23 protein-coding genes are annotated in these 21,273 nt (G+C 71.7%); 12 read left to right on the top strand and 11 right to left on the bottom strand.

Features of this window, described 5'->3' with window-relative positions; all coding sequences use genetic code 11:
* Window positions 1-110: 110 nt before the first annotated feature.
* The 5 genes from ACFY61_RS07960 to ACFY61_RS07940 all read right to left on the bottom strand — a co-directional run bounded on the left by ACFY61_RS07960 (window position 111) and on the right by ACFY61_RS07940 (window position 2,911).
* A complete protein-coding gene (locus tag ACFY61_RS07960) occupies window positions 111-185 on the bottom strand; it encodes a 50S ribosomal protein bL37 (protein ID WP_373297613.1) in 75 nt (24 codons plus the stop codon).
* A gap of 92 nt (window positions 186-277) precedes the next feature.
* Window positions 278-754 carry a MarR family winged helix-turn-helix transcriptional regulator gene (locus ACFY61_RS07955; protein WP_389469279.1) on the bottom strand — a complete coding sequence of 159 codons (477 nt, stop codon included), beginning with the start codon at window positions 752-754 and terminating at the stop codon, window positions 278-280.
* A gap of 56 nt (window positions 755-810) precedes the next feature.
* On the bottom strand, window positions 811-1,626 hold the full coding sequence (locus tag ACFY61_RS07950) for an AIM24 family protein (protein ID WP_389468447.1): 816 nt from the start codon (window positions 1,624-1,626) through the stop codon (window positions 811-813).
* Window positions 1,623-2,273, bottom strand: a complete 651-nt coding sequence (locus tag ACFY61_RS07945) for an AIM24 family protein (protein WP_389468444.1) — start codon at window positions 2,271-2,273, stop codon at window positions 1,623-1,625. The genes ACFY61_RS07950 and ACFY61_RS07945 overlap by 4 nt, the downstream gene beginning before the upstream one ends.
* Complete coding sequence (locus ACFY61_RS07940; protein ID WP_389468442.1) at window positions 2,273-2,911, bottom strand: AIM24 family protein; 639 nt, start codon at window positions 2,909-2,911, stop codon at window positions 2,273-2,275. The genes ACFY61_RS07945 and ACFY61_RS07940 overlap by 1 nt, the downstream gene beginning before the upstream one ends.
* Before the next feature lie 177 nt (window positions 2,912-3,088).
* Between ACFY61_RS07940 and ACFY61_RS07935 the strand changes: the two genes are divergently transcribed.
* The 3 genes from ACFY61_RS07935 to ACFY61_RS07925 all read left to right on the top strand — a co-directional run bounded on the left by ACFY61_RS07935 (window position 3,089) and on the right by ACFY61_RS07925 (window position 4,171).
* A complete protein-coding gene (locus ACFY61_RS07935; protein ID WP_389468439.1) occupies window positions 3,089-3,451 on the top strand; it encodes a DUF3817 domain-containing protein in 363 nt (120 codons plus the stop codon).
* Complete coding sequence (locus tag ACFY61_RS07930) at window positions 3,448-3,744, top strand: MTH1187 family thiamine-binding protein (RefSeq protein WP_389468437.1); 297 nt, start codon at window positions 3,448-3,450, stop codon at window positions 3,742-3,744. Before ACFY61_RS07935 ends, ACFY61_RS07930 begins: the two co-directional genes overlap by 4 nt.
* A 124-nt stretch (window positions 3,745-3,868) precedes the next feature.
* Window positions 3,869-4,171: a hypothetical protein gene (locus ACFY61_RS07925; protein WP_389468435.1), complete on the top strand. Its 303-nt coding sequence runs from the start codon at window positions 3,869-3,871 to the stop codon at window positions 4,169-4,171.
* Here the strand turns inward: ACFY61_RS07925 and ACFY61_RS07920 are convergent.
* On the bottom strand, window positions 4,168-5,226 hold the full coding sequence (locus ACFY61_RS07920; protein ID WP_389468433.1) for a glycoside hydrolase family 6 protein: 1,059 nt from the start codon (window positions 5,224-5,226) through the stop codon (window positions 4,168-4,170). The genes ACFY61_RS07925 and ACFY61_RS07920 overlap by 4 nt on opposite strands.
* A 115-nt stretch (window positions 5,227-5,341) precedes the next feature.
* Here ACFY61_RS07920 and ACFY61_RS07915 point away from each other — a divergent pair, with 115 nt between their 5' ends.
* The 4 genes from ACFY61_RS07915 (at window position 5,342) to ACFY61_RS07900 (ending at window position 8,988) form a co-directional block, all read left to right on the top strand.
* On the top strand, window positions 5,342-6,136 hold the full coding sequence (locus ACFY61_RS07915) for a tyrosine-protein phosphatase (protein WP_389468431.1): 795 nt from the start codon (window positions 5,342-5,344) through the stop codon (window positions 6,134-6,136).
* A 21-nt stretch (window positions 6,137-6,157) separates the two neighbouring features.
* A complete protein-coding gene (locus ACFY61_RS07910; RefSeq protein WP_389468429.1) occupies window positions 6,158-6,673 on the top strand; it encodes a MarR family winged helix-turn-helix transcriptional regulator in 516 nt (171 codons plus the stop codon).
* 144 nt (window positions 6,674-6,817) lie between these two features.
* Window positions 6,818-7,147, top strand: a complete 330-nt coding sequence (locus tag ACFY61_RS07905; RefSeq protein ID WP_389468427.1) for a DUF3817 domain-containing protein — start codon at window positions 6,818-6,820, stop codon at window positions 7,145-7,147.
* 140 nt (window positions 7,148-7,287) lie between these two features.
* The gene (locus ACFY61_RS07900; protein WP_389468424.1) at window positions 7,288-8,988 is read left to right on the top strand and encodes a methylmalonyl-CoA mutase; all 1,701 of its coding nucleotides are present in this window, start codon (window positions 7,288-7,290) and stop codon (window positions 8,986-8,988) included.
* A 136-nt stretch (window positions 8,989-9,124) separates the two neighbouring features.
* Here the strand turns inward: ACFY61_RS07900 and ACFY61_RS07895 are convergent, their stop codons facing one another.
* A complete protein-coding gene (locus ACFY61_RS07895) occupies window positions 9,125-9,748 on the bottom strand; it encodes a TetR/AcrR family transcriptional regulator (RefSeq protein WP_389468422.1) in 624 nt (207 codons plus the stop codon).
* Window positions 9,749-9,963: 215 nt separating this feature from the next.
* Here ACFY61_RS07895 and ACFY61_RS07890 point away from each other — a divergent pair, with 215 nt between their 5' ends.
* From ACFY61_RS07890 to ACFY61_RS07875, 4 genes are all read left to right on the top strand, one after another.
* On the top strand, window positions 9,964-10,938 hold the full coding sequence (locus ACFY61_RS07890) for a tetratricopeptide repeat protein (RefSeq protein ID WP_389468419.1): 975 nt from the start codon (window positions 9,964-9,966) through the stop codon (window positions 10,936-10,938).
* Between the two features lie 570 nt (window positions 10,939-11,508).
* Window positions 11,509-12,150 (top strand): DUF6230 family protein, encoded by a 642-nt coding sequence (locus ACFY61_RS07885; RefSeq protein WP_389468416.1) that lies wholly within the window; start codon window positions 11,509-11,511, stop codon window positions 12,148-12,150.
* Window positions 12,151-12,267: 117 nt separating this feature from the next.
* A complete protein-coding gene (locus ACFY61_RS07880) occupies window positions 12,268-12,771 on the top strand; it encodes a DUF6114 domain-containing protein (protein ID WP_389468414.1) in 504 nt (167 codons plus the stop codon).
* A complete protein-coding gene (locus ACFY61_RS07875; RefSeq protein WP_389468411.1) occupies window positions 12,761-14,041 on the top strand; it encodes a hypothetical protein in 1,281 nt (426 codons plus the stop codon). Before ACFY61_RS07880 ends, ACFY61_RS07875 begins: the two co-directional genes overlap by 11 nt.
* Before the next feature lie 91 nt (window positions 14,042-14,132).
* Here ACFY61_RS07875 and pyk read toward each other — a convergent pair whose 3' ends face one another.
* From pyk to pta, 3 genes are all read right to left on the bottom strand, one after another.
* The gene (pyk, locus tag ACFY61_RS07870; protein ID WP_389468408.1) at window positions 14,133-15,563 is read right to left on the bottom strand and encodes a pyruvate kinase; all 1,431 of its coding nucleotides are present in this window, start codon (window positions 15,561-15,563) and stop codon (window positions 14,133-14,135) included.
* Between the two features lie 63 nt (window positions 15,564-15,626).
* Window positions 15,627-16,865 (bottom strand): acetate kinase, encoded by a 1,239-nt coding sequence (locus tag ACFY61_RS07865; RefSeq protein ID WP_389468405.1) that lies wholly within the window; start codon window positions 16,863-16,865, stop codon window positions 15,627-15,629.
* Between the two features lie 31 nt (window positions 16,866-16,896).
* A complete protein-coding gene (gene pta / locus ACFY61_RS07860) occupies window positions 16,897-18,975 on the bottom strand; it encodes a phosphate acetyltransferase (protein ID WP_389468403.1) in 2,079 nt (692 codons plus the stop codon).
* A 242-nt stretch (window positions 18,976-19,217) separates the two neighbouring features.
* Between pta and ACFY61_RS07855 the strand changes: the two genes are divergently transcribed.
* Window positions 19,218-20,243, top strand: coding sequence for an ATP-dependent 6-phosphofructokinase (locus ACFY61_RS07855; RefSeq protein ID WP_389468400.1), 1,026 nt, complete (start codon window positions 19,218-19,220; stop codon window positions 20,241-20,243).
* A gap of 89 nt (window positions 20,244-20,332) precedes the next feature.
* Here the strand turns inward: ACFY61_RS07855 and ACFY61_RS07850 are convergent, their stop codons facing one another.
* On the bottom strand, window positions 20,333-20,956 hold the full coding sequence (locus ACFY61_RS07850) for a helix-turn-helix domain-containing protein (RefSeq protein WP_389469277.1): 624 nt from the start codon (window positions 20,954-20,956) through the stop codon (window positions 20,333-20,335).
* Between the last annotated feature and the right edge of the window lie 317 nt (window positions 20,957-21,273).

The following is a 21,273-nucleotide window of genomic DNA, read 5'->3' as shown; positions in this document are numbered from 1 at the left end:
ACACCCTCCCCCCGGACTCCGTCCGGGGGGACCCCCGCGCCTCGAACGCCGGCGGGGCCGGATGTGCCGGCGGGGCTGGATGGGCGGGGCTGGGTGGGCCCCGCCGGGGGTCAGGCGTTGGGGCGTTTGCCGTGGTTCGCGCCCTTCTTCTTGCGGGCCCGCCGCTTGTTGCCGCGCTTCGACATGACGCCTCCTCATAGTGGGGCAAATCGGGCGTGGTCAAGTTTAGGGGGCTCGTCCCGGGTCCGCATCGGGCCCGGGACGAGCCCCCGTGCCGCTACGCCTTGCCGCGCTGCCCCCGCAGGTGCTCCGCCACCGGCGTCAGCGACGCGTGCAGCGCCGCCAGCGCCTCCGGCGGCAGCAGGTCGATGAAGTGCGCGCGCACGGACGCCACGTGGTGCGGCGCGACCTTCCGCATCGTCTCCATGCCCTCGTCCGTCAGCACCGCGTACAGGCCCCGCCGGTCCGACTCGCAGTTCACGCGCCGGACCAGCCCCGCCGCCTCCATCCGGGTGATCTGGTGGGACAGCCGGCTCTTGGACTGGAGCGTCGCGGTCGCGAGGTCGCTCATCCGCATCCGGTGTTCCGCCGACTCCGAGAGGTTCACGAGGATCTCGTAGTCGTTGTTGGTGAGTCCGAAGGGCTGGAGATCCTTTTCCAGCTGGTGCATCAGCAGTCTGCTGACGTCCAGGTGGGTGCGCCAGGCGCACTGCTCGGCGTCGGTCAGCCAGCGAGTGGCCGTCTCGGTCTCCATGGTCTCCATGAATGAACTCTACCTAAGAAGTTGAATTACGTACAAAAATAGGACGATCACAGTCCGAAGCGTCGCTGGAGGTCGCCCAGCTGTCCCGACATCCGCGGGACCCCGAGCTGGCCGAGCGGTCCCTGCTGACCGTGCCCCCCGTGCTGGCCGGGAACGCCGGGCTCCACGCCCACCGCCCCGACCGGCTGCGCGGCCATCAGCAGCTCCGTCGACTGGAGCAGCACCGTGCCGGCCCCCACGAACTCGAACTGGTGCTCCTCGCCGGAGGTCCCCCCGATGCCGGTGAGCTGCCGCAGGCCGCCCATCACGCCGGCCATGTAGCCGTGGTCGTAGTGATGGCAGGGGGAGGGGCAGTCCGCCCAGCCCACCAGCGCCTGCGGGTCCACCCGCAGCGGCGGCTCCATGAAGACCACCGGTCCGTTGGACGCCGCCACGAACTTCCCGGTTCCGATCAAGGTCAGGAACCCGGGGACGATCGACTGCTTGAGGGCCAGGGTGGGCTGGTAGGCCAGCAGGTTCCCGGAGCGGATCGTGAGGTTCCCGTCCTCCAGGTCGTACGAGTTCACGTCGAAGGCCCGGTCGGCCAGCAGCATCTTGCCCTGGCCCTCCGCCACCACCCAGTCGCTCGCGTGCAGCGGCGAGTGGAAGCTGGTGCGCAGCAGCCGCTCGAAGCGGCCGTGCCCGATGCCGTTGAACTCGATGTGCCCGTAGTACGAGATCATCTTGCCCTTCTGCAGGAACCACTGGTTGCCCTTGAGTTCCACGCAGAAGGTGTACGGGTTGACGTTGTCGTCGGACGGGAGGGTGTACGGGTCGAAGACCGTCGGGCCGCCGGGGCCCGCGAGGACGGGACCGAAGTTCACAGCTTCTCCTCCGAGGCCTGCACGTACACCGCGCCCTGGCCGGACAGTTCGAGTTGGAAGGCCTCGCCCGAGCCGCGGCCGACCATGTCCCGCCAGCCCAGCGCCGTCGACAGCTTGTTGCGTACGTCCCCCTGGTGGGCCACGTACGCCTGCGGGTCCACGTGGACGGGCCGGTTCGGGGTGATGGGCAGCTCGATGACGCCGCCGTGCGCCATCACGGCCACCGCGCCGTGCCCCTTGAGGGTGGTGGTGAACAGGCCCTGCCCGGTCACCTGGCCGCGCACCATGCCCATGACCCCGCCCTGCGAGCCCATGAACATCGTGCCCTGCTGGAGCGTGCCGTCGAAGGCGAGGAGCCGGTCCGCCTCCACGTAGAGCGTGTCGCCCTGGAGGTTGATCACGTGGACGTGGTGGCCGCCGTGGCCGAACATCACGGTGCCGTTGCCCTCCACCGACATCAGCGGGGTCTGCTCGTTCGCCACCCGGCGCCCGATCATGCCCATGACGCCGCCCTGGCCGCCGGCGATGTCCGGGGTGAACGACACGTCCCCCCGGTACGCCAGCATCGCGCCGCGCTGGCTGTAGAGCCGCTGCCCGGGCATGACCTGGGCCTCGACCATCTTCGAGTTGATCTCGCGGAACGGCATCAGACGTCGCCCCCGACGGTGTTGCGCTCGCTGGGCTGGACGTACACCAGTCCCTCGCCCTCGAAGCGGATCTGGAACGCCTCGCCGCCGCCCTCGCCCAGGAGGGTGCGGAAGGTCACGCCGGACTGGAAGTGCTGCTGGAGGTTGCCGGTGTGCGCGATGTACGCCCCGGGGTCGACCGAGAGCGGGTACTGGGCGCTGACCCGCAGCACCACCGCCGGACCGTCCGACATGATCGCCGCCTGGCCGGTGCCCTCGACGGTGGTGGTGAACAGCCCGTTGCCGGTCGCACCGCCCCGCAGGCCGGTGAAGGTGGTGCCGGTGCGGAGGCCGGCGTCGGTGCACAGCAGGTTGCTGGACTCGACGTAGAGCTTCTCCCCGCGCAGATTGACCAGATTGATCTCACTCGCCCGGTCGGCGAAGAAGCAGGTGCCGTGACCCTGTACCTCCATCACTGTCATCTGTTCGCCGGTCAGCCGCCGGGTGACCATGCCCCGGAGGCCTTCACCGCCGCCGGACATCTTCTTGAAGGCCATCTGGCCGTCGTAGGCGACCATCGAGCCGTTCTTCGCTTTGACGGCATCGCCGGAAAGGTCGACGGCGAGCACCTTGCTGCCTTGGAGTCGGAACTGAGCCACGGGATGACGTTAACGGCAGCGGGCGGGCCCGAACAGGGCCCCCTGGCCGATATACGACGGGATCCGGCGCCCCGACCCCCGGGGCCAAGATCGTGCAAAGCGGCTGAGACACTGGGACGGACCGTCCCCCCTGACAGCCGTCCGGGGGGTTGCCGCACCTCCGTCGCGAAGGTTCCCGTGGACATCAAGACCGCCTCCGCCCTGCACCGGCTGCGCCTCGTCTCCGTTCCGGAGGCCCTGTCGTTCCCGGCCCTGCTGATCTTCGGCTCGCTGCTGAGCCGGATCTCGGACGTCGACTACCTGATGATGCCGCTCGGTGTCATCCACGGCATCCTGTTCGTCATCTACACGATCTTCCTGCTGGACGTGTGGAACAAGGCGAAGTGGCCGGTCAAGAAGGTGGCGCTGTTCTTCGTGCTGTCGCTGCTGCCGTTCGGCGGTCTGTACGGCGACAAGCTGCTGAAGCGCGACGAGGCGGACGGCGTGATCGCCGCGCGCGCCCGTACCGAGGCGGCCGGCAAGGAAGGCGCCGCCGCGTGATCGTGGCGTTCTCGGTGACCCCGCTCGGAGTCGGGGAAGAGGTCGGCGAGTACGTGGCCGAAGCGGTCCGGGTGGTCCGCGAGTCCGGTCTGCCGAACCGCACCGACGCGATGTTCACCACCGTCGAGGGCGAGTGGGACGAGGTCATGGACGTCGTCCGGCGGGCGGTCGCGGCGGTGGAGGAGCGTGCCCCGCGGGTCTCCTTCATCCTCAAGGCCGATATCCGGCCAGGTGTGACCGACGGGATCACCTCGAAGGTGGAGACGGTGGAACGGCACCTCGCCGCCGGCTGAGCCGTCCGCACGACGCACACGGGAGCCCCCGGCCGTCCGGCCGGGGGCTCCCGCGCGTCCGCGACCGGCCGCCGTCCGCGGCGGTCCCGGCCCTCGGTACCCGCGGCCCCTAGGGTGTGCGGTCATGGACCTGGACGCCGATCTCGCCGGGCTGAGCCGTGACGAGCTGGCCGAGGAGGTGCGGCGGCTGCGTGCGGGGATCCGCGCGCACCGGGACACCTCGGGGCACGACCTGTGCTGGCACCACCCCCGGTTGTGGGGCCTGCTGCCCGAGCGCGTCGAGCCGGAGGTGGCCGTACCGCCGTGGCCGCGGTTCCTCCGCGGCTGCGTCCGCTACCGGGAGGCGCTGGACCGGGAGCTCCCGGACGCGCCGGTCCACGACCGGGAGTACGGGCCCGGTCCCGACCTCCGGGACGACGGTTCCTAGCCGGCCGGGTCCTTGGCGCGGCGGGCCAGGCCCAGTGCGTAGTCGGGCCACCAGGTGCCGGCCGCGGGTCCGCCGCGGCAGGTGCCGTCGGACTCGCCGGGCCGCCTGATCCACAGGTAGGCGTCGGCCAGCGGGTCGCCGGTGCGGTCGGTGGGCGGGACGCCCAGCGAGCGGCCGGGCGGGTTGCACGCGCCCGGACCGGATCCGTCGGGGCGCGGGCCGTCGCCGTTGCGGCCGGTGTCGACGACGAAGTGCTTGCCGCCGGTGGCCCGGGAGAGCTTCGCCCCGTACGCCCGTACGGCCGCGTCCGGTTCGAAGCCGGAGACGTTCAGCGCGAACCCGTCGGCCCGGCCGAGGCCCGCCCGGGCGAGGTGCCCGGCCAGATCCGCCGGGTCGGGGAACCGGCCCGGCCGGCTCGCGTCCAGGTAGACCCGGGTGCCGCGGTTCCGTTTGAGCCGGTCCACCGCCTCCGCCAGCAGCCGGTGCCGTCCCTCCGTACGGCCGGCCGGGGCGCAGCCGTCGAGGGCCTCGGCCATGGCTCCCGGCTCCAGGACGACCAGTGCCCGGGCCCCGCCGATGGCGTCGGCGAGGGCGGAGATCCAGCGGCGGTAGGCCTGCGCGTCCCGGGCGCCGCCGCCCGGTGGCCGGCCGCAGCCGGGGTGCGGGAGGGCGTGCGCGGCGATCACCACCGTCCGCCCGGCCGCCGCGGCCGCCCGCGCCGCGCGCCGGACCGCGGGCCCGGGGTCGCCGGCCGGCGCCCACAGCGCGACCGGCCGGTCCGCGATCCGGCGCAGCACCTGCGCGTCCGCGGTACGCCCCTGCTCGTCCCAGGCGGCCGCCTGCCGGGCGGCGGCGCTCCGCGGGTCGACCCAGAACGGGGACCCGGTCTCCTCGGCCGGTGGCGCGGCGGCCGGGGACGGCGGGCCCGTGCGCGGGGGCGGGGGCGGTGTGCAGCCGGCGACCGCCGCCAGGGCCAGGGCGCAGGCCGCGGCGGCGGTGGCCGCGGTGGTGGTGGCGGCGGCGAGGGGGCGGCGTCGGGGGCTGTGGCCTGGCATCCGGCTTCCTCGGGGCGAGCGGCGGCACTATGGACCGGAACATCCTGGCATGTCCGGTAAGTGACACCGAGTCACGACACCGCGCACCCGCTCGCACCGGAGTTCCCGATCTAGGGTGGCGGGCGTGACGCGACGACACCTGGACTTCGACCGGCTGCACAACTTCCGTGACCTGGGCGGGTATTCGACCCGGGACGGCCGAACCCTGGGCTGGGGACGGCTCTACCGGTCCGACTCCCTCGGCAAGCTGGCCGCGCCGGACGCCGCCGCCGATCTGGACCGGTTCCGCGCGCTGGGCGTGCGTACCGTGATCGACCTGCGCTACCCCTGGGAGATCGAGGCCAAGGGCCGCGTCCCGGAGGAGGCGGGCCTGGTCTACGCCAACCTCAGCGTGGAGCACCGCCCCTACGACCAGGCCTCCATCGACCCCGCCCTCGACCCCTGGCGCTACCTCGCGGACCGGTTCGCCGAGGTCGCCGAGGACGGCACGGCCGAGCTCCGGGCCGCCCTCGGGCTGATCGCGGACGGCGACGGGCCGCTGGTCTTCCACTGCGCCTCCGGCAAGGACCGCACCGGGCTGCTGGCCGCCCTCGTCCTGGCCCTGCTCGGCGTCGACGAGGACACCATCGCCGCGGACTTCGCCCTGACCGAGCTGGCCACGGAGCGCCTGGTGGCCGACTGGCGCGCCGCCAACCCGGGCCGTGAGCTGCGCTGGCCGGCGTACGGGCGGGCGCCGGAGGAGGTGATCCGGCTCTTCCTGGCAGACCTGGCCACCACGTACGGCTCGGTCCGCGGGTATGCCCGGACCCGCCTCGGCGTCGACGAGGATCTGGTCGGGCGCCTGCGCAAGCGGCTGCTGGACGACGGGGCGGCGGGATCGGTGGGTGAGACGGGCCTGTCCGCCAACTGACCGGCCGGTAAGGTCGGGTCCGTGCCCAAGCCGCTCAGCCTCCCCTTCGACCCCATCGCCCGCGCCGACGAACTCTGGCAGCGGCGCTGGGGGCCGGTGCCCTCGATGGCCGCGATCACCTCGATCATGCGGGCGCACCAGATCCTGCTCGGTGAGGTGGACGCGGTGGTCAAGCCGTACGGGCTGACCTTCGCGCGCTACGAGGCGCTGGTGCTGCTGACCTTCTCCAAGGCCGGCGAGCTCCCCATGTCCAAGATCGGCGAACGCCTGATGGTGCACCCGACCTCGGTGACGAACACGGTGGACCGTCTGGTGAGGTCGGGCCTGGTGGCCAAGCGCCCCAACCCCAACGACGGCCGCGGCACGCTGGCGTCGATCACCGACAAGGGGCGCGAGGTCGTGGAGGCCGCCACCCGGGACCTGATGGCGATGGACTTCGGCCTGGGCGTGTACGACGCCGAGGAGTGCGCGGAGATCTTCGCGATGCTGCGGCCGCTGCGGATCGCCGCCGCCGACTTCGAGCCGGAGCGCGGCTGAGCCCGCGCCCCGCTCGGGCGGCGGGCCGGGCGCGGTGAGCTTGGTCACGGGCCGCCCGGCGTCGGCGGTCCCCACCGGGGCGGTTGCCGCGGGGGCGGGACTCCCGGGTCGGGGCGCGATTTCCGGACGGTTAACCTCGTACGCATGAAACGAAGCGTGCTGACCCGCTACCGCGTCATGGCCTACATCACCGCCGTGATGCTGCTGATCCTCTGCGCCTGCATGGTGGCCAAGTACGGCTTCGACACCGGGGCCGACCTGACCTTCGCGGTCTCGCAGGCCCACGGCGTGCTCTTCATGGTCTACCTGGTGTTCGCCTTCGACCTGGGCTCCAAGGCCAAGTGGTCCTTCGGCAAGCTGCTGTGGGTGCTGGTCAGCGGCACCATCCCGCTGGCCGCCTTCTTCGTCGAGCGCAGGATCCGCGCCGAGGTCGAGCCGCTGGTCGAGGGCGGCGTCGCCCCCGCCCGCGCCTGAGCCGGGAGGCTCCGCCGCGTTCCGAGCGCCCCCGCCGAGACCACGGCGGGGGCGCTCGGCGTTGGGCGAGGGGGGCGAACCTGCCGGAGTCCGGCCTTTCACCATCGACATTTACTAGGACGTCCTAGTAAATTCGAAGCATGGACGCTGACGCCATCGAGGAGGGCCGCCGCCGCTGGCAGGCCCGCTATGACAAGGCCCGCAAGCGGGACGCCGACTTCACCACGCTCTCCGGAGATGCCGTCGACCCGGTCTACGGACCGCGCCCGGGCGACACCTACGAGGGCTTCGACCGCATCGGCTGGCCGGGCGAGTACCCCTACACCCGGGGACTGCACCCGACCGGCTACCGCGGCCGGACCTGGACCATCCGGCAGTTCGCCGGCTTCGGCAACGCCGAGCAGACCAACGAGCGCTACAAGATGATCCTCGCCGCCGGCGGCGGCGGACTCTCGGTCGCCTTCGACATGCCGACCCTGATGGGCCGCGACTCCGACGATCCCCGCTCGCTCGGCGAGGTCGGCCACTGCGGTGTCGCCATCGACTCGGCCGCCGACATGGAGGTGCTCTTCAAGGACATCCCGCTGGGGGACGTCACCACCTCCATGACCATCTCGGGCCCGGCCGTGCCCGTCTTCTGCATGTACCTGGTCGCCGCCGAGCGGCAGGGCGTCGACCCCGCCGTCCTCAACGGCACCCTGCAGACCGACATCTTCAAGGAGTACATCGCCCAGAAGGAGTGGCTCTTCGAACCGGAGCCGCACCTGCGCCTCATCGGCGATCTGATGGAGTACTGCGCCGAGGGCATCCCCGCCTACAAGCCGCTCTCGGTCTCCGGCTACCACATCCGCGAGGCCGGGGCCACGGCCGCGCAGGAGCTCGCGTACACCCTCGCCGACGGCTTCGGCTACGTGGAGCTCGGCCTGTCCCGCGGGCTCGACGTGGACGTGTTCGCGCCCGGTCTGTCCTTCTTCTTCGACGCGCACGTCGACTTCTTCGAGGAGATCGCCAAGTTCCGCGCGGCCCGCCGGATCTGGGCCCGCTGGATGAAGGAGGTCTACGGGGCGAAGACCGACAAGGCGCAGTGGCTGCGCTTCCACACCCAGACGGCCGGCGTCTCGCTGACCGCGCAGCAGCCGTACAACAACGTGGTGCGGACGGCGGTGGAGGCGCTCGCGGCGGTGCTCGGCGGCACCAACTCCCTCCACACCAACGCCCTCGACGAGACCCTCGCCCTGCCGAGCGAGCAGGCGGCCGAGATCGCCCTGCGGACGCAGCAGGTGCTGATGGAGGAGACCGGCGTGGCCAACGTGGCCGACCCGCTGGGCGGCTCCTGGTACGTCGAGCAGCTCACCGACCGCATCGAGGCGGACGCGGAGAAGATCTTCGACCAGATCAGGGAGCGGGGCCTGCGGGCGCACCCGGACGGGCAGCACCCGATCGGCCCGATCACCTCCGGCATCCTGCGAGGCATCGAGGACGGCTGGTTCACCGGGGAGATCGCCGAGTCCGCCTTCCAGTACCAGCGGGCGCTGGAGAAGGGCGACAAGCGGGTCGTCGGCGTCAACTGCCACGAGGGTTCCGTCACGGGCGACCTCGAGATCCTGCGGGTCAGCCACGAGGTGGAGTGGGAGCAGGTGCGCGCCCTGGGCACCCGCAAGGAGCGCCGGGACGAGGCGAAGGTGCGGGGCGCGCTGGACGCGATGCTCGACGCCGCGCGGGACGGGTCCAACATGATCCCGGCGATGCTGGACGCGGTGCGGGCGGAGGCGACGCTCGGGGAGATCTGCGGGGTGCTCCGCGAGGAGTGGGGCACCTACACGGAGCCGGCCGGCTTCTGACCCGCGCCTCGACCGCCGGCGGGGCCGGATGTGCCCCGCCGGCGCCCTCGGCGGGCGGAGCCGCCCACGAGCCGGCTCCGGCGGAGCCGCCGGGGTCGGGCGGCGGTGCTGCCGCGGGGGCGGCGGCCGGGGCGGGTCAGGGGGTGGGGCCGCGGAGGCCGTGCATCAGGAGGGTGGTGAACGTGGCGACCCAGAGCTCGTCCACCGGCTCCCCGCTGACCAGCGCCCGGTGCACCACCGTGCCGGCGATGACGTCGAAGATCAGGTCCGTGGTGGGCCCGGCCGCCGACTCGTCCGGCTCCGCCGGGAGTTCGCCCCGGGCCTGGGCCCGTTCCCGGCCCAGGACGACCAGCCGCTTCTGCCGGTCCACGATCGCCGAGCGGATGCGTTCCCGCAGAGCCTCGTCCCGGGTGGACTCCGCGACCACCGCCATCAGGGCCGTCCGCGCCTCCGGCCGCCGCAGCAGCGCGGCGAACTGGAGGACCACGTACTCGACGTCGGCCTCCAGCGAACCGCGGTCGGGGAGTTCGAGCGTGTCGAACAGCTCCGCCACCGCATCCACGACCAGCTCGTTCTTCCCGGCCCACCGCCGGTAGAGGGTGGTCTTGGCGACCCCCGCCCGCGCGGAGACGTCGCCCATCGTCAGCTTCGACCAGCCCAGCTCGCACAGCGCGTCCCGGGTCGCCGCGAGGATCGCGGCGTCCGCCGCCGCGCTCCGCGGGCGGCCCGTGCGGCCGGAAGTGGAACCGAGATTGCGCATGGACGGTGACCATACCCGCCGGTAGGTAAAGCGCCCCGGGCCTTCCGCTGTGGGGCATATCACGGAGCGCGGGAGGCTACCGGCCAGTTACGCTACGGCTCGTAGCGAAAGAGCGACGACCACGCGAGCTACCAGGCGCCAGGTGGGGACCCGGCGCCGCAGTCGAATCGGCCGGTCTTTTTCGTCGGTGCGCGCAAACGGGGGAGGATGTACGCATGCAGCCGAGAAACATGTCCATGAGCGGCGTCGTAGACCTCGCCGCGGTGAAGGCGGCCGGCGAGGCCAAGGCCAAGGCCGAGCAGGCGCGCGCGGAGGCCGCCCGGCAGGGCGGTACGGCGGCGGTGCCCCCGTCGGCGCTCGTCATCGACGTAGACGAGGCCGGCTTCGAACGTGATGTGCTCCAGCGTTCCGCCGAAGTGCCCGTCGTCATCGACTTCTGGGCCGAGTGGTGCCAGCCCTGCAAGCAGCTCGGTCCGCTGCTCGAGCGGCTCGCCGTCGAGGCCAACGGCCGGTTCGTGCTGGCCAAGGTGGACGTCGACGCCAACCAGATGCTGATGCAGCAGTTCGGCATCCAGGGCATCCCCGCCGTCTTCGCCGTGGTGGCCGGCCAGGCGCTGCCCCTCTTCCAGGGCGCCGCCCCCGAGCAGCAGGTCCGCGAGACCCTGGCCCAGCTGGTGCAGGTGGCCGAGGAACGCTTCGGCCTCACCGGGATCCAGGTCGACCCCGACGCCCCCGCGGCCGGCGAGGGCGCCCCGGCGGCCGCGCCCGCGGGCCCGTACGACGCCCTGCTCGAGGCGGCCATGGCCGCGCTGGACGCGGGCGACCTCGGCGGTGCCGTCCAGGCGTACCGCAACGTGCTCGCCGAGGACCCGGCGCACCCGGAGGCCAAGCTCGGGCTGGCCCAGGCCGAACTCCTGCAGAGGGTCCAGCACATGGACCCGCAGGCGGTGCGGTCCGCGGCCGCGGAGAACCCGAAGGACCCGGCGGCCCAGATCGCCGCGGCCGACCTGGACCTGGTCGGCGGGCACGTGGAGGACGCTTTCGGGCGACTGGTGGACACCGTTCGGGTGACGTACGGCGAGGACCGGGACGCCGTACGGCTGAGGCTGCTGGAGCTGTTCGAGGTCATCGGCGGGGACGACCCGCGGGTGTCCGCGGCCCGTACCGCGCTCGCCCGGGTGCTCTTCTGAGGCAACCCGTCGCGGCCGACGATTTGTTGACAGATAGATAAACAGCGGCCCCGCTTTGCCAAAACTTGGCAATCCGCGCGACGTGTTACTCGCAGTAAATCGAACCCCTGGATCTGTCCGCTTGCGGAGGGATTCAGGGGTTTCGTCATGCCCCGGGGTGACACCCTGTGTGGCCGCCCGGGCGCGTCCCGTCGAGGCCCGGTTATCCACCCGTTACCCGCCAGTAACGAACCCCCTTGTGCGGCAGCGTCGAATGGACCACGATCGGCCACGCTCGGTCCGTCCCGCAGCGCCGTACACCCGGCACGCGGCGACGGGTCCCCACCGGGCCGGCCGGCGGCAGTGCCACCGGCCGAGGGACAGGGGGGTCCCTGCCGCACCGGCAGGGCCTGTCCTCCAGGTTGCGCGGACGCGTGGCCCAGTGGTTGTCGCTCGGGGGTGATCGCCGGTGTACCTGACGCGGATCCGCGCCACGGACTCCTGCGCTCCTTCCCGAGGACGTAGCACTTCTCCCATCCCAGGACGGGCAGGGCCCGGACCGGAGATGTACGTCCGAGAAGGAGGAACAACATGAATTCCCAGGTTCGTGGCGGGACCAGATGGAAGCGCTTCGCTCTCGTCATGGTCCCGAGCGTCGCGGCTGCCGCCGCGGTGGGTGTGGGTCTGGCGCAGGGAGCCCTCGCGGCGTCCTTCAGCGTCTCCGGCCAGGACTTCAAGGTCTCGGCCGACCGTCTGAAGGGTGACAACCTGATTCAGTACGGAGGCTTCGCCAAGGGCAACGACCTGAAGACCGGAGAGGTGAAGCACCACCCGGTGACCATCTCCGGGTTCAGCCGGGCCGAGATCACCAACATGTGCCAGTCGCTGGTGACCCCGACCCCCTTCGGCAACATCACGCTGCAGCTGCGGACGGGCCACAAGGGCACGCCGGCCGTTGCCGAGAACATCTACCTCGACGTGGCCGAGCTCGACGCCGACGCCCACTTCAAGGACCTCGACATCGGTGTCGCGGTGGGCGACGGCAGCCACGTCACCAAGCCGCAGCCCGGCACCGTGACCAACAAGTACGCCTTCTCGCAGCGCGCCAAGGAGGCGACGCTGACGAAGGTGCGCCAGAAGGCGTGGGCCACCACGGCCGGCACCTTCACGCTGCCGGACCTGAAGCTGCGCCTGATGGGCGGCGACCAGCCGTGCTACCAGGACGAGAAGTGACAGCCGCTCGTCCCGGCGCTTGACCGGACGGGCGGGCGGCGGCGTCCGCCGTGCCCGCCCGCCCGTCCGGGCTCCACGAAGTTCTTCCGTACCACCGTTTCCAGGGAGCTGTTGTCCATGAACCCCCAGGCCCCGGTTAACGCCGCAGCAGACGACCACTGGCTCACCGTGGTGTACTACCGCTTCCACGCCTGGAGCGGCAAGCGGCCGTTCTGGGCCGGGCTGTTCACCCTCCTCGGCGGCCTGCCGATCGCCTACTTCCCGTACGCCGACCTCCGGCTCGGCAACGTCAGCATCGCCATGGCCACCACCGGCGGCGCGGGCGCCCTGATCATCGGGGTTCTGCTGATCACCCTCGGCCTCGGCCTGTGGTTCCAGCAGTCCATCCGGATCTTCGCCGGCGTGGCCACCCTGCTCCTCGGCCTGGTGTCCCTGCCGGTCTCCAACCTCGGCGGCTTCGGCCTCGGCTTCCTGTGCGCGCTGGTCGGCGGATGCCTGGCCCTGTCGTGGGCGCCGGGCGTGCCCGTGAAGGAGCCGGCCGCCGGGCCCCGCGAGACGGAAACGATCCACGCGACCGAGATGACTGCCCACGCCGATGGCGGGAGGAACAGTGCGGGGTGACGAGACGCAGCGGGCCGCGGCCCCAGACGCAGAGTCCCGTGAAAGAAGGGGTCCGCGCCACGCGGCTCCCAGGAAGTCGCTGCTGACCAAGGTCCGCATACCCGTCGGCAAGACGATGGCGCTGGCCGCGATGCCGACCGCCGTGTTCGTCGGGATGGGCATAGCCCCCAAGCTGGCCCTGGCCGACGAGAAGGACATACCCTTCGCGCCCGGCCCGTGCGTGACCCGCTCCGACGAGCCCTCCGACGAGACGTCGAAGTCGCCGTCGCCGTCGGCCTCCAAGTCCCCCTCCAAGACCCCTTCGCCGGGCGCCTCGCCCAGCGCGGCCCCCTCCCCGGGGCTGTCGAAGGCGCCGGTCCCGAAGACCTCGCCGTCGGCCTCGCCTTCCGCCTCGGCCTCGAAGCAGGCCCGGGAAGCGGCCCCGATCACCGCCCCGGCGCCGACCGCCACGAAGCCGGTGAACCCGCTCGACCCGCTGGGCGTGGGCGAGAAGATCACCGACTTCTTCGACGGCCTGGCCGGCAAGCAGGACGTCCGGCCGCAGCAGCCCGCACCGGACGCCTCCGCGCCGGCCGTACCGACCGCCCCCGAGGCGCCGGCCCCCAAGCCGCCGCGGCCCACCACCGAGGCGCCGGACCCGCAGGAGCAGAAGATCCGCGACGCCGCCCGCCGGGCGGGCGTCGGGGTGGAGGAGCTCTCCGACGAGGTCAAGGACACCAGGACCAAGCCGAAGGACGAGACCGGGAAGCAGTCCGGCGAGAAGACGGCGGACGGCAAGCAGCCGTTCCCCTGTCCGACCCCCGACCCGGAGGCCCTGGCCGCGGCCGAACTGGAGACCGGCATCCCGCTGCTGCCGGACGAGCCCTGGTACCTGGACAGCTCCCTGCTGACCCTCTACGGCCTGAAGTACCACGGCATCGTGGAGGTCAAGACGGCCGGCGGCAAGATCAAGCCGGTGCTGAAGTTCACCGCGGACTCGCTGGACATCAGGGACCTCTACCAGACCGTGGGCAAGTCCGGGAACATCGCGCACCTGAAGTCCACCCCGGGCTCCACCTCGAAGATCCGGGGCGGCACGGTGACCATGTACACCGAGTCGCTCAAGGGCAACCTGTTCGGCATCATCCCGATCGAGTTCAGCCCGAACAGCCCGCCGCCGCTGGACGTGCCCTTCGCCTTCTTCACCAAGGTGAAGGTGGTCCAGGCCGGACAGTTCGGCGGCGACCTGACCGTCCCCGGTCTGAAGAACTACATCGGCCCGCCGGAGTAACGGGCGGAAGACGGCGACGGCCGAGGCCCGTGCCCCCTTGCGAGGAGCACGGGCCTCGGCCGGCTGTGCGGGCGCCGGTGCGGGCGCGGGGTCAGTCGCGGTCGCCGCTGCCCACGTGGTGGACCCGGACCATGTTGGTGGTGCCGGGGACACCGGGGGGCGAACCGGCCGTGATGACCATGGTGTCGCCGGCGTTGTAGCGACCGAGCTTGGACACCTCGGCGTCCACCAGGTCGACCATCGCGTCGGTGTTGTCGACGTACGGGACCACGTAGGACTCCACGCCCCAGCTCAGGGTGAGCTGGTTGCGGGTGTTCACGTCGGTGGTGAAGGCCAGGATCGGCTGGACGGCGCGGTAGCGCGCCAGCCGGCGGGCGGTGTCGCCGGACTGGGTGAAGGCGACCAGCGCCTTGCCGTCCAGGAAGTCCGCGATCTCGCAGGCCGCACGGGCCACCGAGCCGCCCTGGGTGCGCGGCTTCTTGCCCGGGACGAGCGGCTGCAGGCCCTTGGAGAGGAGCTCCTCCTCGGCCGCGGCGACGATCTTCGACATCGTCTTGACGGTCTCGATCGGGTACTGGCCGACCGAGGACTCGGCGGAGAGCATGACCGCGTCCGCGCCGTCCAGGATGGCGTTGGCCACGTCGGAGGCCTCGGCGCGGGTCGGCCGGGAGTTGGTGATCATCGACTCCATCATCTGGGTCGCCACGATCACCGGCTTGGCGTTGCGGCGGCACATCTCGATGAGCCGCTTCTGGACCATCGGGACCTTCTCCAGCGGGTACTCGACCGCCAGGTCGCCGCGGGCCACCATGACGGCGTCGAAGGCGCCGACGACGGCCTCCATGTTCTCGACCGCCTGCGGCTTCTCCACCTTGGCGATGACCGGGACCCGGCGGCCCTCCTCGTCCATCACCCGGTGGACGTCCTTGACGTCGTTGGCGTCGCGGACGAAGGACAGCGCGACCATGTCGCAGCCCATGCGGAGCGCGAAGCGGAGGTCCTCCTTGTCCTTCTCGGACAGGGCCGGGACGTTCACCGCGGCACCGGGCAGGTTGATGCCCTTGTGGTCCGAGATGACACCGCCCTCGATGACGATGGTCCTGACCCGGGGGCCCTCGACCTCGGTCACCCGCAGCTCGACGTTGCCGTCGTTGATCAGGACCTGGTCGCCCTTGGCGACGTCGCCCGGCAGCCCCTTGTAGGTGGTGCCGCAGATGGACTTGTCGCCCGGGACGTCCTCGGTGGTGATGACGAACTCGTCACCGCGCACCAGCTCGACGGGGCCCTCGGCGAAGGTCTCCAGACGGATCTTGGGGCCCTGGAGGTCGGCGAGGACGCCGACCGCGCGCCCGGTGTCCTCGGCGGCCTTCCGGACGCGGTCGTACCGCTCCTGGTGTTCTGCCTGGGAGCCGTGGCTGAAGTTGAATCGGGCCACGTTCATACCTGCCTCGATGAGTGCTTTCAGCTGCTCATACGAGTCGACGGCGGGGCCCAGCGTGCAGACGATTTTGGAACGGCGCATGAAGCGGATCCTATCCGGTTTGTTTCGTAGCGGAATATTCCGTCTGGCGGAAAGTCCAAGTGACTACTGGGTAACAAGCGCGTACGCCTGCGAGGCGATCTCCAGCTCCTCATCGGTCGGCACCACGGCGACGGCCACCCTCGCGTACTCGGTGGAGATCAGCCGCGGCTCCGGGGAGCGCACCGCGTTCGCCTCCGGGTCCAGCACCAGACCCAGCTCGGCCAGACCGTCCACCGCAGCTTCCCGCACCTGCGGCGAGTTCTCCCCGACCCCGGCCGTGAACGCCACCGCGTCCACCCGCCCGAGCACCGCCGCGTAAGCGCCGATGTACTTCTTCAGCCGGTGCACGTACGTGGCGAACGCCCCCTGCGCCGCCGCGTCGCCCTCGCCGGCCCGACGCAGCACCTCCCGCATGTCGTTGTCCCCGCACATGCCCAGCAGACCGCTCCGCTTGTTCAGCAGCGCGTCGATCTCGTCCACCGACAGCCCGCCCACCCGCGCCAGGTGGAAGATCACCGCGGGGTCCAGGTCCCCCGACCGGGTCCCCATGACCAGCCCCTCCAGCGGGGTCAGGCCCATCGAGGTGTCCACGCACACCCCGCCCCGCACCGCCGACGCCGAGGCGCCGTTGCCCAGGTGCAGGACGATCACGTTGACCTCCTCCGGCGCCTTGCCCAGCAGCCGCGCCGTCGCCCGCGAGACGTAGGCGTGCGAGGTGCCGTGGAAGCCGTACCGGCGGACCGAGTACTTCGCGGCCGTGGCCGCGTCGATCGCGTACTGCGCGGCGTGCTCCGGCATCGTCGAGTGGAACGCCGTGTCGAAGACCGCCACCTGCGGGATGTCCGCGCGCAACGCCCGGGCCACCTCGATGCCGGTGATGTTCGCCGGGTTGTGCAGCGGGGCCAGCGGCACCAGGCTGCGGACCTCGGCGAGCACCTCGTCGTCGATCACGGTGGGCGCGGTGAACCGGGTGCCGCCGTGCACCACCCGGTGGCCCACGGCGGCCAGTTCGGGGGAGTCCAGGCCCAGCCCGTCGGCGGCCAGCTCCGCCGCCACCGCCTTCAGCGCCGCCTCGTGGTCGGCGATCGGGCCCACCCGCTCCCGCCTGCCGGGGTTCGGACCGGCCAGCGCCTCGTGCGCCAGCCGTGAGGTCTGTCCCCCTCGCTTCGCGGGGGGTGCCCCCACACCGATCCGCTCCACCAGCCCGACGGCCAGCCGGGACCGGTCCGCCATGTCGAGCAGCTGGTACTTGACCGACGACGAGCCGGAGTTGAGGACGAGTACGCGCGATGCGGTGGTCACTTGAGACGTCTTTCCTTCGGTGCGGGACGTATTACTGCGTCGCCCGGGACTGGGCCTGGATCGCGGTGATCGCCACCGTGGTGACGATGTCCTGGACCAGGGCGCCGCGCGAGAGGTCGTTGACCGGCTTGCGCAGACCCTGCAGGACCGGGCCGACCGCGACGGCGCCCGCCGAACGCTGCACGGCCTTGTACGTGTTGTTGCCGGTGTTGAGGTCCGGGAAGATCAGCACCGTCGCCCGGCCGGCCACCTCGGAGTCGGGCAGCTTCGTCGCCGCCACGTCCGCGTCCACGGCCGCGTCGTACTGGATCGGGCCCTCGATCAGCAGCTCCGGGTGCCGCGCGCGGACCAGTTCGGTGGCCTTGCGGACCTTGTCCACGTCCGCTCCGGAGCCGGAGGTGCCGGTGGAGTACGACAGCATCGCGATCCGCGGCTCCACCCCGAACGCGGCCGCTGTGGCGGCGGACTGGGCGGCGATGTCGGCCAGCTGCTCGGCGTCCGGGTCCGGGTTGACCGCGCAGTCGCCGTACACCAGCACCTTGTCCGCCAGGCACATGAAGAAGACGGAGGAGACGATCGAGGCCTCCGGCTTGGTCTTGATGATCTCGAAGGCGGGCCGGATCGTCGCCGCGGTGGAGTGCACCGAGCCGGACACCATGCCGTCGGCCAGGCCCTCCTGGACCATCAGGGTGCCGAAGTAGTTGACGTCGGTGACCACGTCGTGGGCCAGCTCGACGGTCATGCCCTTGTGGGCGCGGGCCCCGGCGTAGTACTCGGCGAACCGTTCCCGCAGCGGGGAGAGCGCCGGGTCGATGACGTCGGCCCCGCCGATGTCGACCCCGAGGTCCGCGGCCTTCTTGCGTACGGCCTTCTCCTCGCCCAGCAGCGTCAGGTCGCAGACCCCGCGCCGCAGCACCACGTCCGCGGCGCGCAGCACCCGCTCCTCGGTGCCTTCGGGCAGCACCACCCGGCGGCGCTCGGAGCGGGCCCGCTCCAGCAGTTCGTGCTCGAACATCATCGGGGTGACCCGCTCCGAACGGGCCACGGACAGCAGGTCGCGCAGCTCGGCGGTGTCCACGTGGCGCTCGAACAGTCCGAGCGCGGTCTCCAGCTTGCGCGGCGTGGCCGAGTTCAACCGGCTCTGCAGGGAGAAGAGCTCGGCGGCGGTGGGGAAGCTGTTGCCGGCCACCGAGACCACTGGGGTGCCGGGTGCCAGCTTCGCGGCCATGTCCAGGATGTGGGGGGCCGGGCGCTCGTTCAGGGTGAGCAGCACCCCCGCGATGGCGGGGGTGCCGGAGGTGTGCGCGGCCAGCGCGCCGACCACGAGGTCGGACCGGTCCCCGGGAGTGACCACCAGGCAGCCGGGCGTCAGGGCGTTCAGGAAGTTCGGCAGGTGGGCGCCGCCGAACACGAAGTCCAGGGCGTCGCGGGCCAGCCCGGCCCCGTCGCCGAGCAGCACCTCGCCGCCGAGCGCCCGGGTGATCTGGGCGACGGTCGGCGCGGCCAGGGACTTGTCGTCGGGCAGTACGTAGCAGGGCACCGGCAGCCGGGCGGCGAGCCGCCCGGCTATCGCCTCGCGGTCGGCGGCGGCGACCCGGTTGACCACCATGGCGACCACCTCGCAGCCCAGGCCCTCGTAGGCCCGGTAGGCGTTGCGGGCCTCGGCGCGCACCGACTCCGCGGCCTGCTTGGTGCCGCCGACCACCGGGATCACCACCGCGCCGAGCTCGTTGGCCAGACGGGCGTTCAGCGCCAGTTCGTCGGGCAGGTTGGTCTCGGCGTAGTCGGTGCCGAGGACCAGCATCACGTCGTAGTCGCGCGCGACGCGGTGGTACCGGTCGACGAGCCGTGAGACCAGTTCGTCGGTGCCCTTCTCGGCCAGGACGACGGAGGCCTCGTGGTACTCCATGCCGAAGGCGGCCTGCGGGTCCTGGTCCAGCCGGTAGCGGGACCGCAGCAGGTCGAACAGGCGATCGGGTGCGTCGTGCAGCAGGGGGCGGTAGACGCCGACCCGGCCCGTCTGGCGGGTCAGCAGCTCCATGATCCCCAGCTCGACGACCTGCCGGCCGTCACCCCGGTCGATCCCGGTCACGTACACGCTGCGCGTCACGCCTGCTCTCCGTCCATGCTTGCGGGTCGATTTTCCCCGATAGGGTGGGCTTGACCTCTTGACAATACCCCTGCGCATGGGTAGGGCGCCCCCCGGGAAAACGGCCCTGTGGGGAGGCCCCGAAGACCTTCCGGGAGGTAAGGGGCGGAGCAGTACAGAGCGCGCCCCGCATGACGAGCATGGAACAATCGGACAGGCTGCGCAGACAGGGCCTTCACCCCAGGAGCAGGAGACACAGCACGATGCGTATCGGAGTTCTCACCGCAGGCGGCGACTGCCCGGGCCTGAACGCCGTGATCCGGTCGGTCGTGCACCGGGCCGTCGTGGGCCACGGGGACGAAGTCATCGGTTTCGAGGACGGCTTCAAGGGCCTGCTCGACGGCCACCACCGCCCGCTGGACATCAACGCCGTCAGCGGCATCCTCGCCCGCGGCGGCACCATCCTCGGCTCCGCGCGCATGGAGCGCGCCCGGCTCAGCGAGGCCGCCGAGAACGCGCAGGAGCTGGCCGAGCGCTACGGCATCGACGCCCTGATCCCCATCGGCGGCGAGGGCACCCTGACCGCCGCCCGGATGCTCGCCGACGCCGGCATGCCGGTGGTCGGCGTCCCGAAGACGATCGACAACGACATCTCCTCCACGGACCGCACCTTCGGTTTCGACACCGCGGTCACGGTCGCCACCGAGGCCATAGACCGGCTCAAGACCACCGCCGAGTCGCACCAGCGCGTGATGGTGGTCGAGGTCATGGGCCGGCACGCGGGCTGGATCGCCCTGGAGTCCGGGATGGCGGGCGGCGCCCACGGCATCTGCCTGCCGGAGCGCCACTTCGAGGTGGACGACCTGGTCAAGATGGTGGAGGAACGTTTCGCCCGGGGGAAGAAGTTCGCCGTCATCTGCGTCGCCGAAGGGGCCCACCCGGCGGAGGGTTCCATGCCGTACGAGCGGGGCGAGATCGACCAGTACGGCCACGAGCGGTTCGCCGGCATCGGCAACCGCCTCGCCGTCGAGCTGGAGCGCCGCCTCGGCAAGGAGGCCCGGCCGGTCATCCTCGGGCACGTCCAGCGCGGCGGCGTCCCCACCGCCTACGACCGGGTGCTCGCCACCCGCTTCGGCTGGCACGCCGTCGAGGCCGTCCACCGCGGGGACTACGGCAACATGACCGCCCTGCGCGGCACCGACATCGTCATGGCCCCGCTGGCATCGGCGGTCACCGAGCTGAAGACCGTCCCGGCGGACCGGATGTTCGAGGCGGAATCGGTCTTCTGACCCGGATGTGACGGGCCCTGCGGCCGGGCGGACCCGGGGCCGGAGCCCCCGCCGCGCCGCCGGACGGCCCCTCTCCGCCGGAGGGGGGCTCACTCCGTGCCGCGGGCCAGCGTCCAGAAGCGGTCCACGATCCCGTCCAGGTACTCCCGGCCCGCGTCCCCGCTGCCGACCCGCGCGCCGGCGCCGCCCCAGCTGAGGGTGGCCACCATCCGCGACTGGTACTCGGCGTGCAGCTGCTCCACCACCGTCTCCAGGTGGTGCCTGGGCACCGGCAGCAGCTTGGCCAGCGGCTTCACGTACGCCTGCCAGCGCGTGGTCACCGCGTTGCGCAGCAGGCCGGCGAGCTCCTCCTGCTTCCCGGTCGCCAGCACGAACTGGGGCAGGGTCAGCTTGAGCGCCGAGGCCAGCGCGGCCGACTGCCGCTCGTTGCCCTTCCAGCGCCCGGTGTCCTCCATCTTCTGGTAGGACCCGGCGTCCAGCCCGACCCGCCGGGCCAGCTCCTCGGCGGACAGCCCGCGCGCCACCCGGTGCTCCCGCAGGGTGACCGGCTCCGCCAGCAGCTCGCCGGGCGAACACCACAACACGCCCGCGAGGGCGGTGAGTTCGGCGGAGGTGGGGGATATGTCGCCGCGCTCCCAGGCCATCACGGTCTCGGGGTCGACGTCCAGTCCGTACTGGGCGCGCAGGCCGTAGGAGACATGGCCGGGCGCCATCCCCAGGGCCGAGCGGAGGCGTCGGGCGGCGGGGGCGTTGAAGGGTGGGCTCTGGTGCACGAGGCACACGGTAGGAGTGGCCGGGGTGTGTCGACTACGGGTTGTTCACCCAAGCTCACAACTCGTAGGAATCTCCTACGAAGGCTGGTGCTTTGGTCCGTTTTCCACGCGACCGTCCGGTAATCGGAATGGTCGGAAGATCCACGTCGGGAGGCGACGGAGGCTCAGCTTTCAGCCACCCTACGCGATACGTATCACGTGTGCCGCGTCACACCCCCGAACCGGCCGCGCCTCCCGTACGTGATCCGTACGGGGGC

It is taken from the genome of Streptomyces sp. NPDC012888 (assembly GCF_042900645.1).
Lineage (GTDB): Bacteria > Actinomycetota > Actinomycetes > Streptomycetales > Streptomycetaceae > Streptomyces.
Note: the sequence above shows the minus strand (reverse complement) of the source record. Positions and strands in the feature narration are given on the sequence as shown.

Excerpts from the sequence above, each read along its gene's own strand:
- ACFY61_RS07945 (WP_389468444.1), bottom strand. The coding sequence starts at position 2,273 with ATGCCGTTCCGCGAGATCAACTCGAAGATGGTCGAGGCCCAGGTCATG.
- ACFY61_RS07895 (WP_389468422.1), bottom strand. The coding sequence starts at position 9,748 with ATGCGCAATCTCGGTTCCACTTCCGGCCGCACGGGCCGCCCGCGGAGC.
- pyk (WP_389468408.1), bottom strand. The coding sequence starts at position 15,563 with ATGCGCCGTTCCAAAATCGTCTGCACGCTGGGCCCCGCCGTCGACTCG.
- ACFY61_RS07890 (WP_389468419.1), top strand. The coding sequence starts at position 9,964 with ATGCAGCCGAGAAACATGTCCATGAGCGGCGTCGTAGACCTCGCCGCG.
- ACFY61_RS07880 (WP_389468414.1), top strand. The coding sequence starts at position 12,268 with ATGAACCCCCAGGCCCCGGTTAACGCCGCAGCAGACGACCACTGGCTC.
- ACFY61_RS07955 (WP_389469279.1), bottom strand. The coding sequence starts at position 754 with ATGGAGACCGAGACGGCCACTCGCTGGCTGACCGACGCCGAGCAGTGC.
- ACFY61_RS07905 (WP_389468427.1), top strand. The coding sequence starts at position 6,818 with ATGAAACGAAGCGTGCTGACCCGCTACCGCGTCATGGCCTACATCACC.
- ACFY61_RS07920 (WP_389468433.1), bottom strand. The coding sequence starts at position 5,226 with ATGCCAGGCCACAGCCCCCGACGCCGCCCCCTCGCCGCCGCCACCACC.
- ACFY61_RS07900 (WP_389468424.1), top strand. The coding sequence starts at position 7,288 with ATGGACGCTGACGCCATCGAGGAGGGCCGCCGCCGCTGGCAGGCCCGC.
- ACFY61_RS07855 (WP_389468400.1), top strand. The coding sequence starts at position 19,218 with ATGCGTATCGGAGTTCTCACCGCAGGCGGCGACTGCCCGGGCCTGAAC.
- ACFY61_RS07925 (WP_389468435.1), top strand. The coding sequence starts at position 3,869 with ATGGACCTGGACGCCGATCTCGCCGGGCTGAGCCGTGACGAGCTGGCC.
- ACFY61_RS07885 (WP_389468416.1), top strand. The coding sequence starts at position 11,509 with ATGAATTCCCAGGTTCGTGGCGGGACCAGATGGAAGCGCTTCGCTCTC.
- ACFY61_RS07850 (WP_389469277.1), bottom strand. The coding sequence starts at position 20,956 with ATGGCGCCCGGCCATGTCTCCTACGGCCTGCGCGCCCAGTACGGACTG.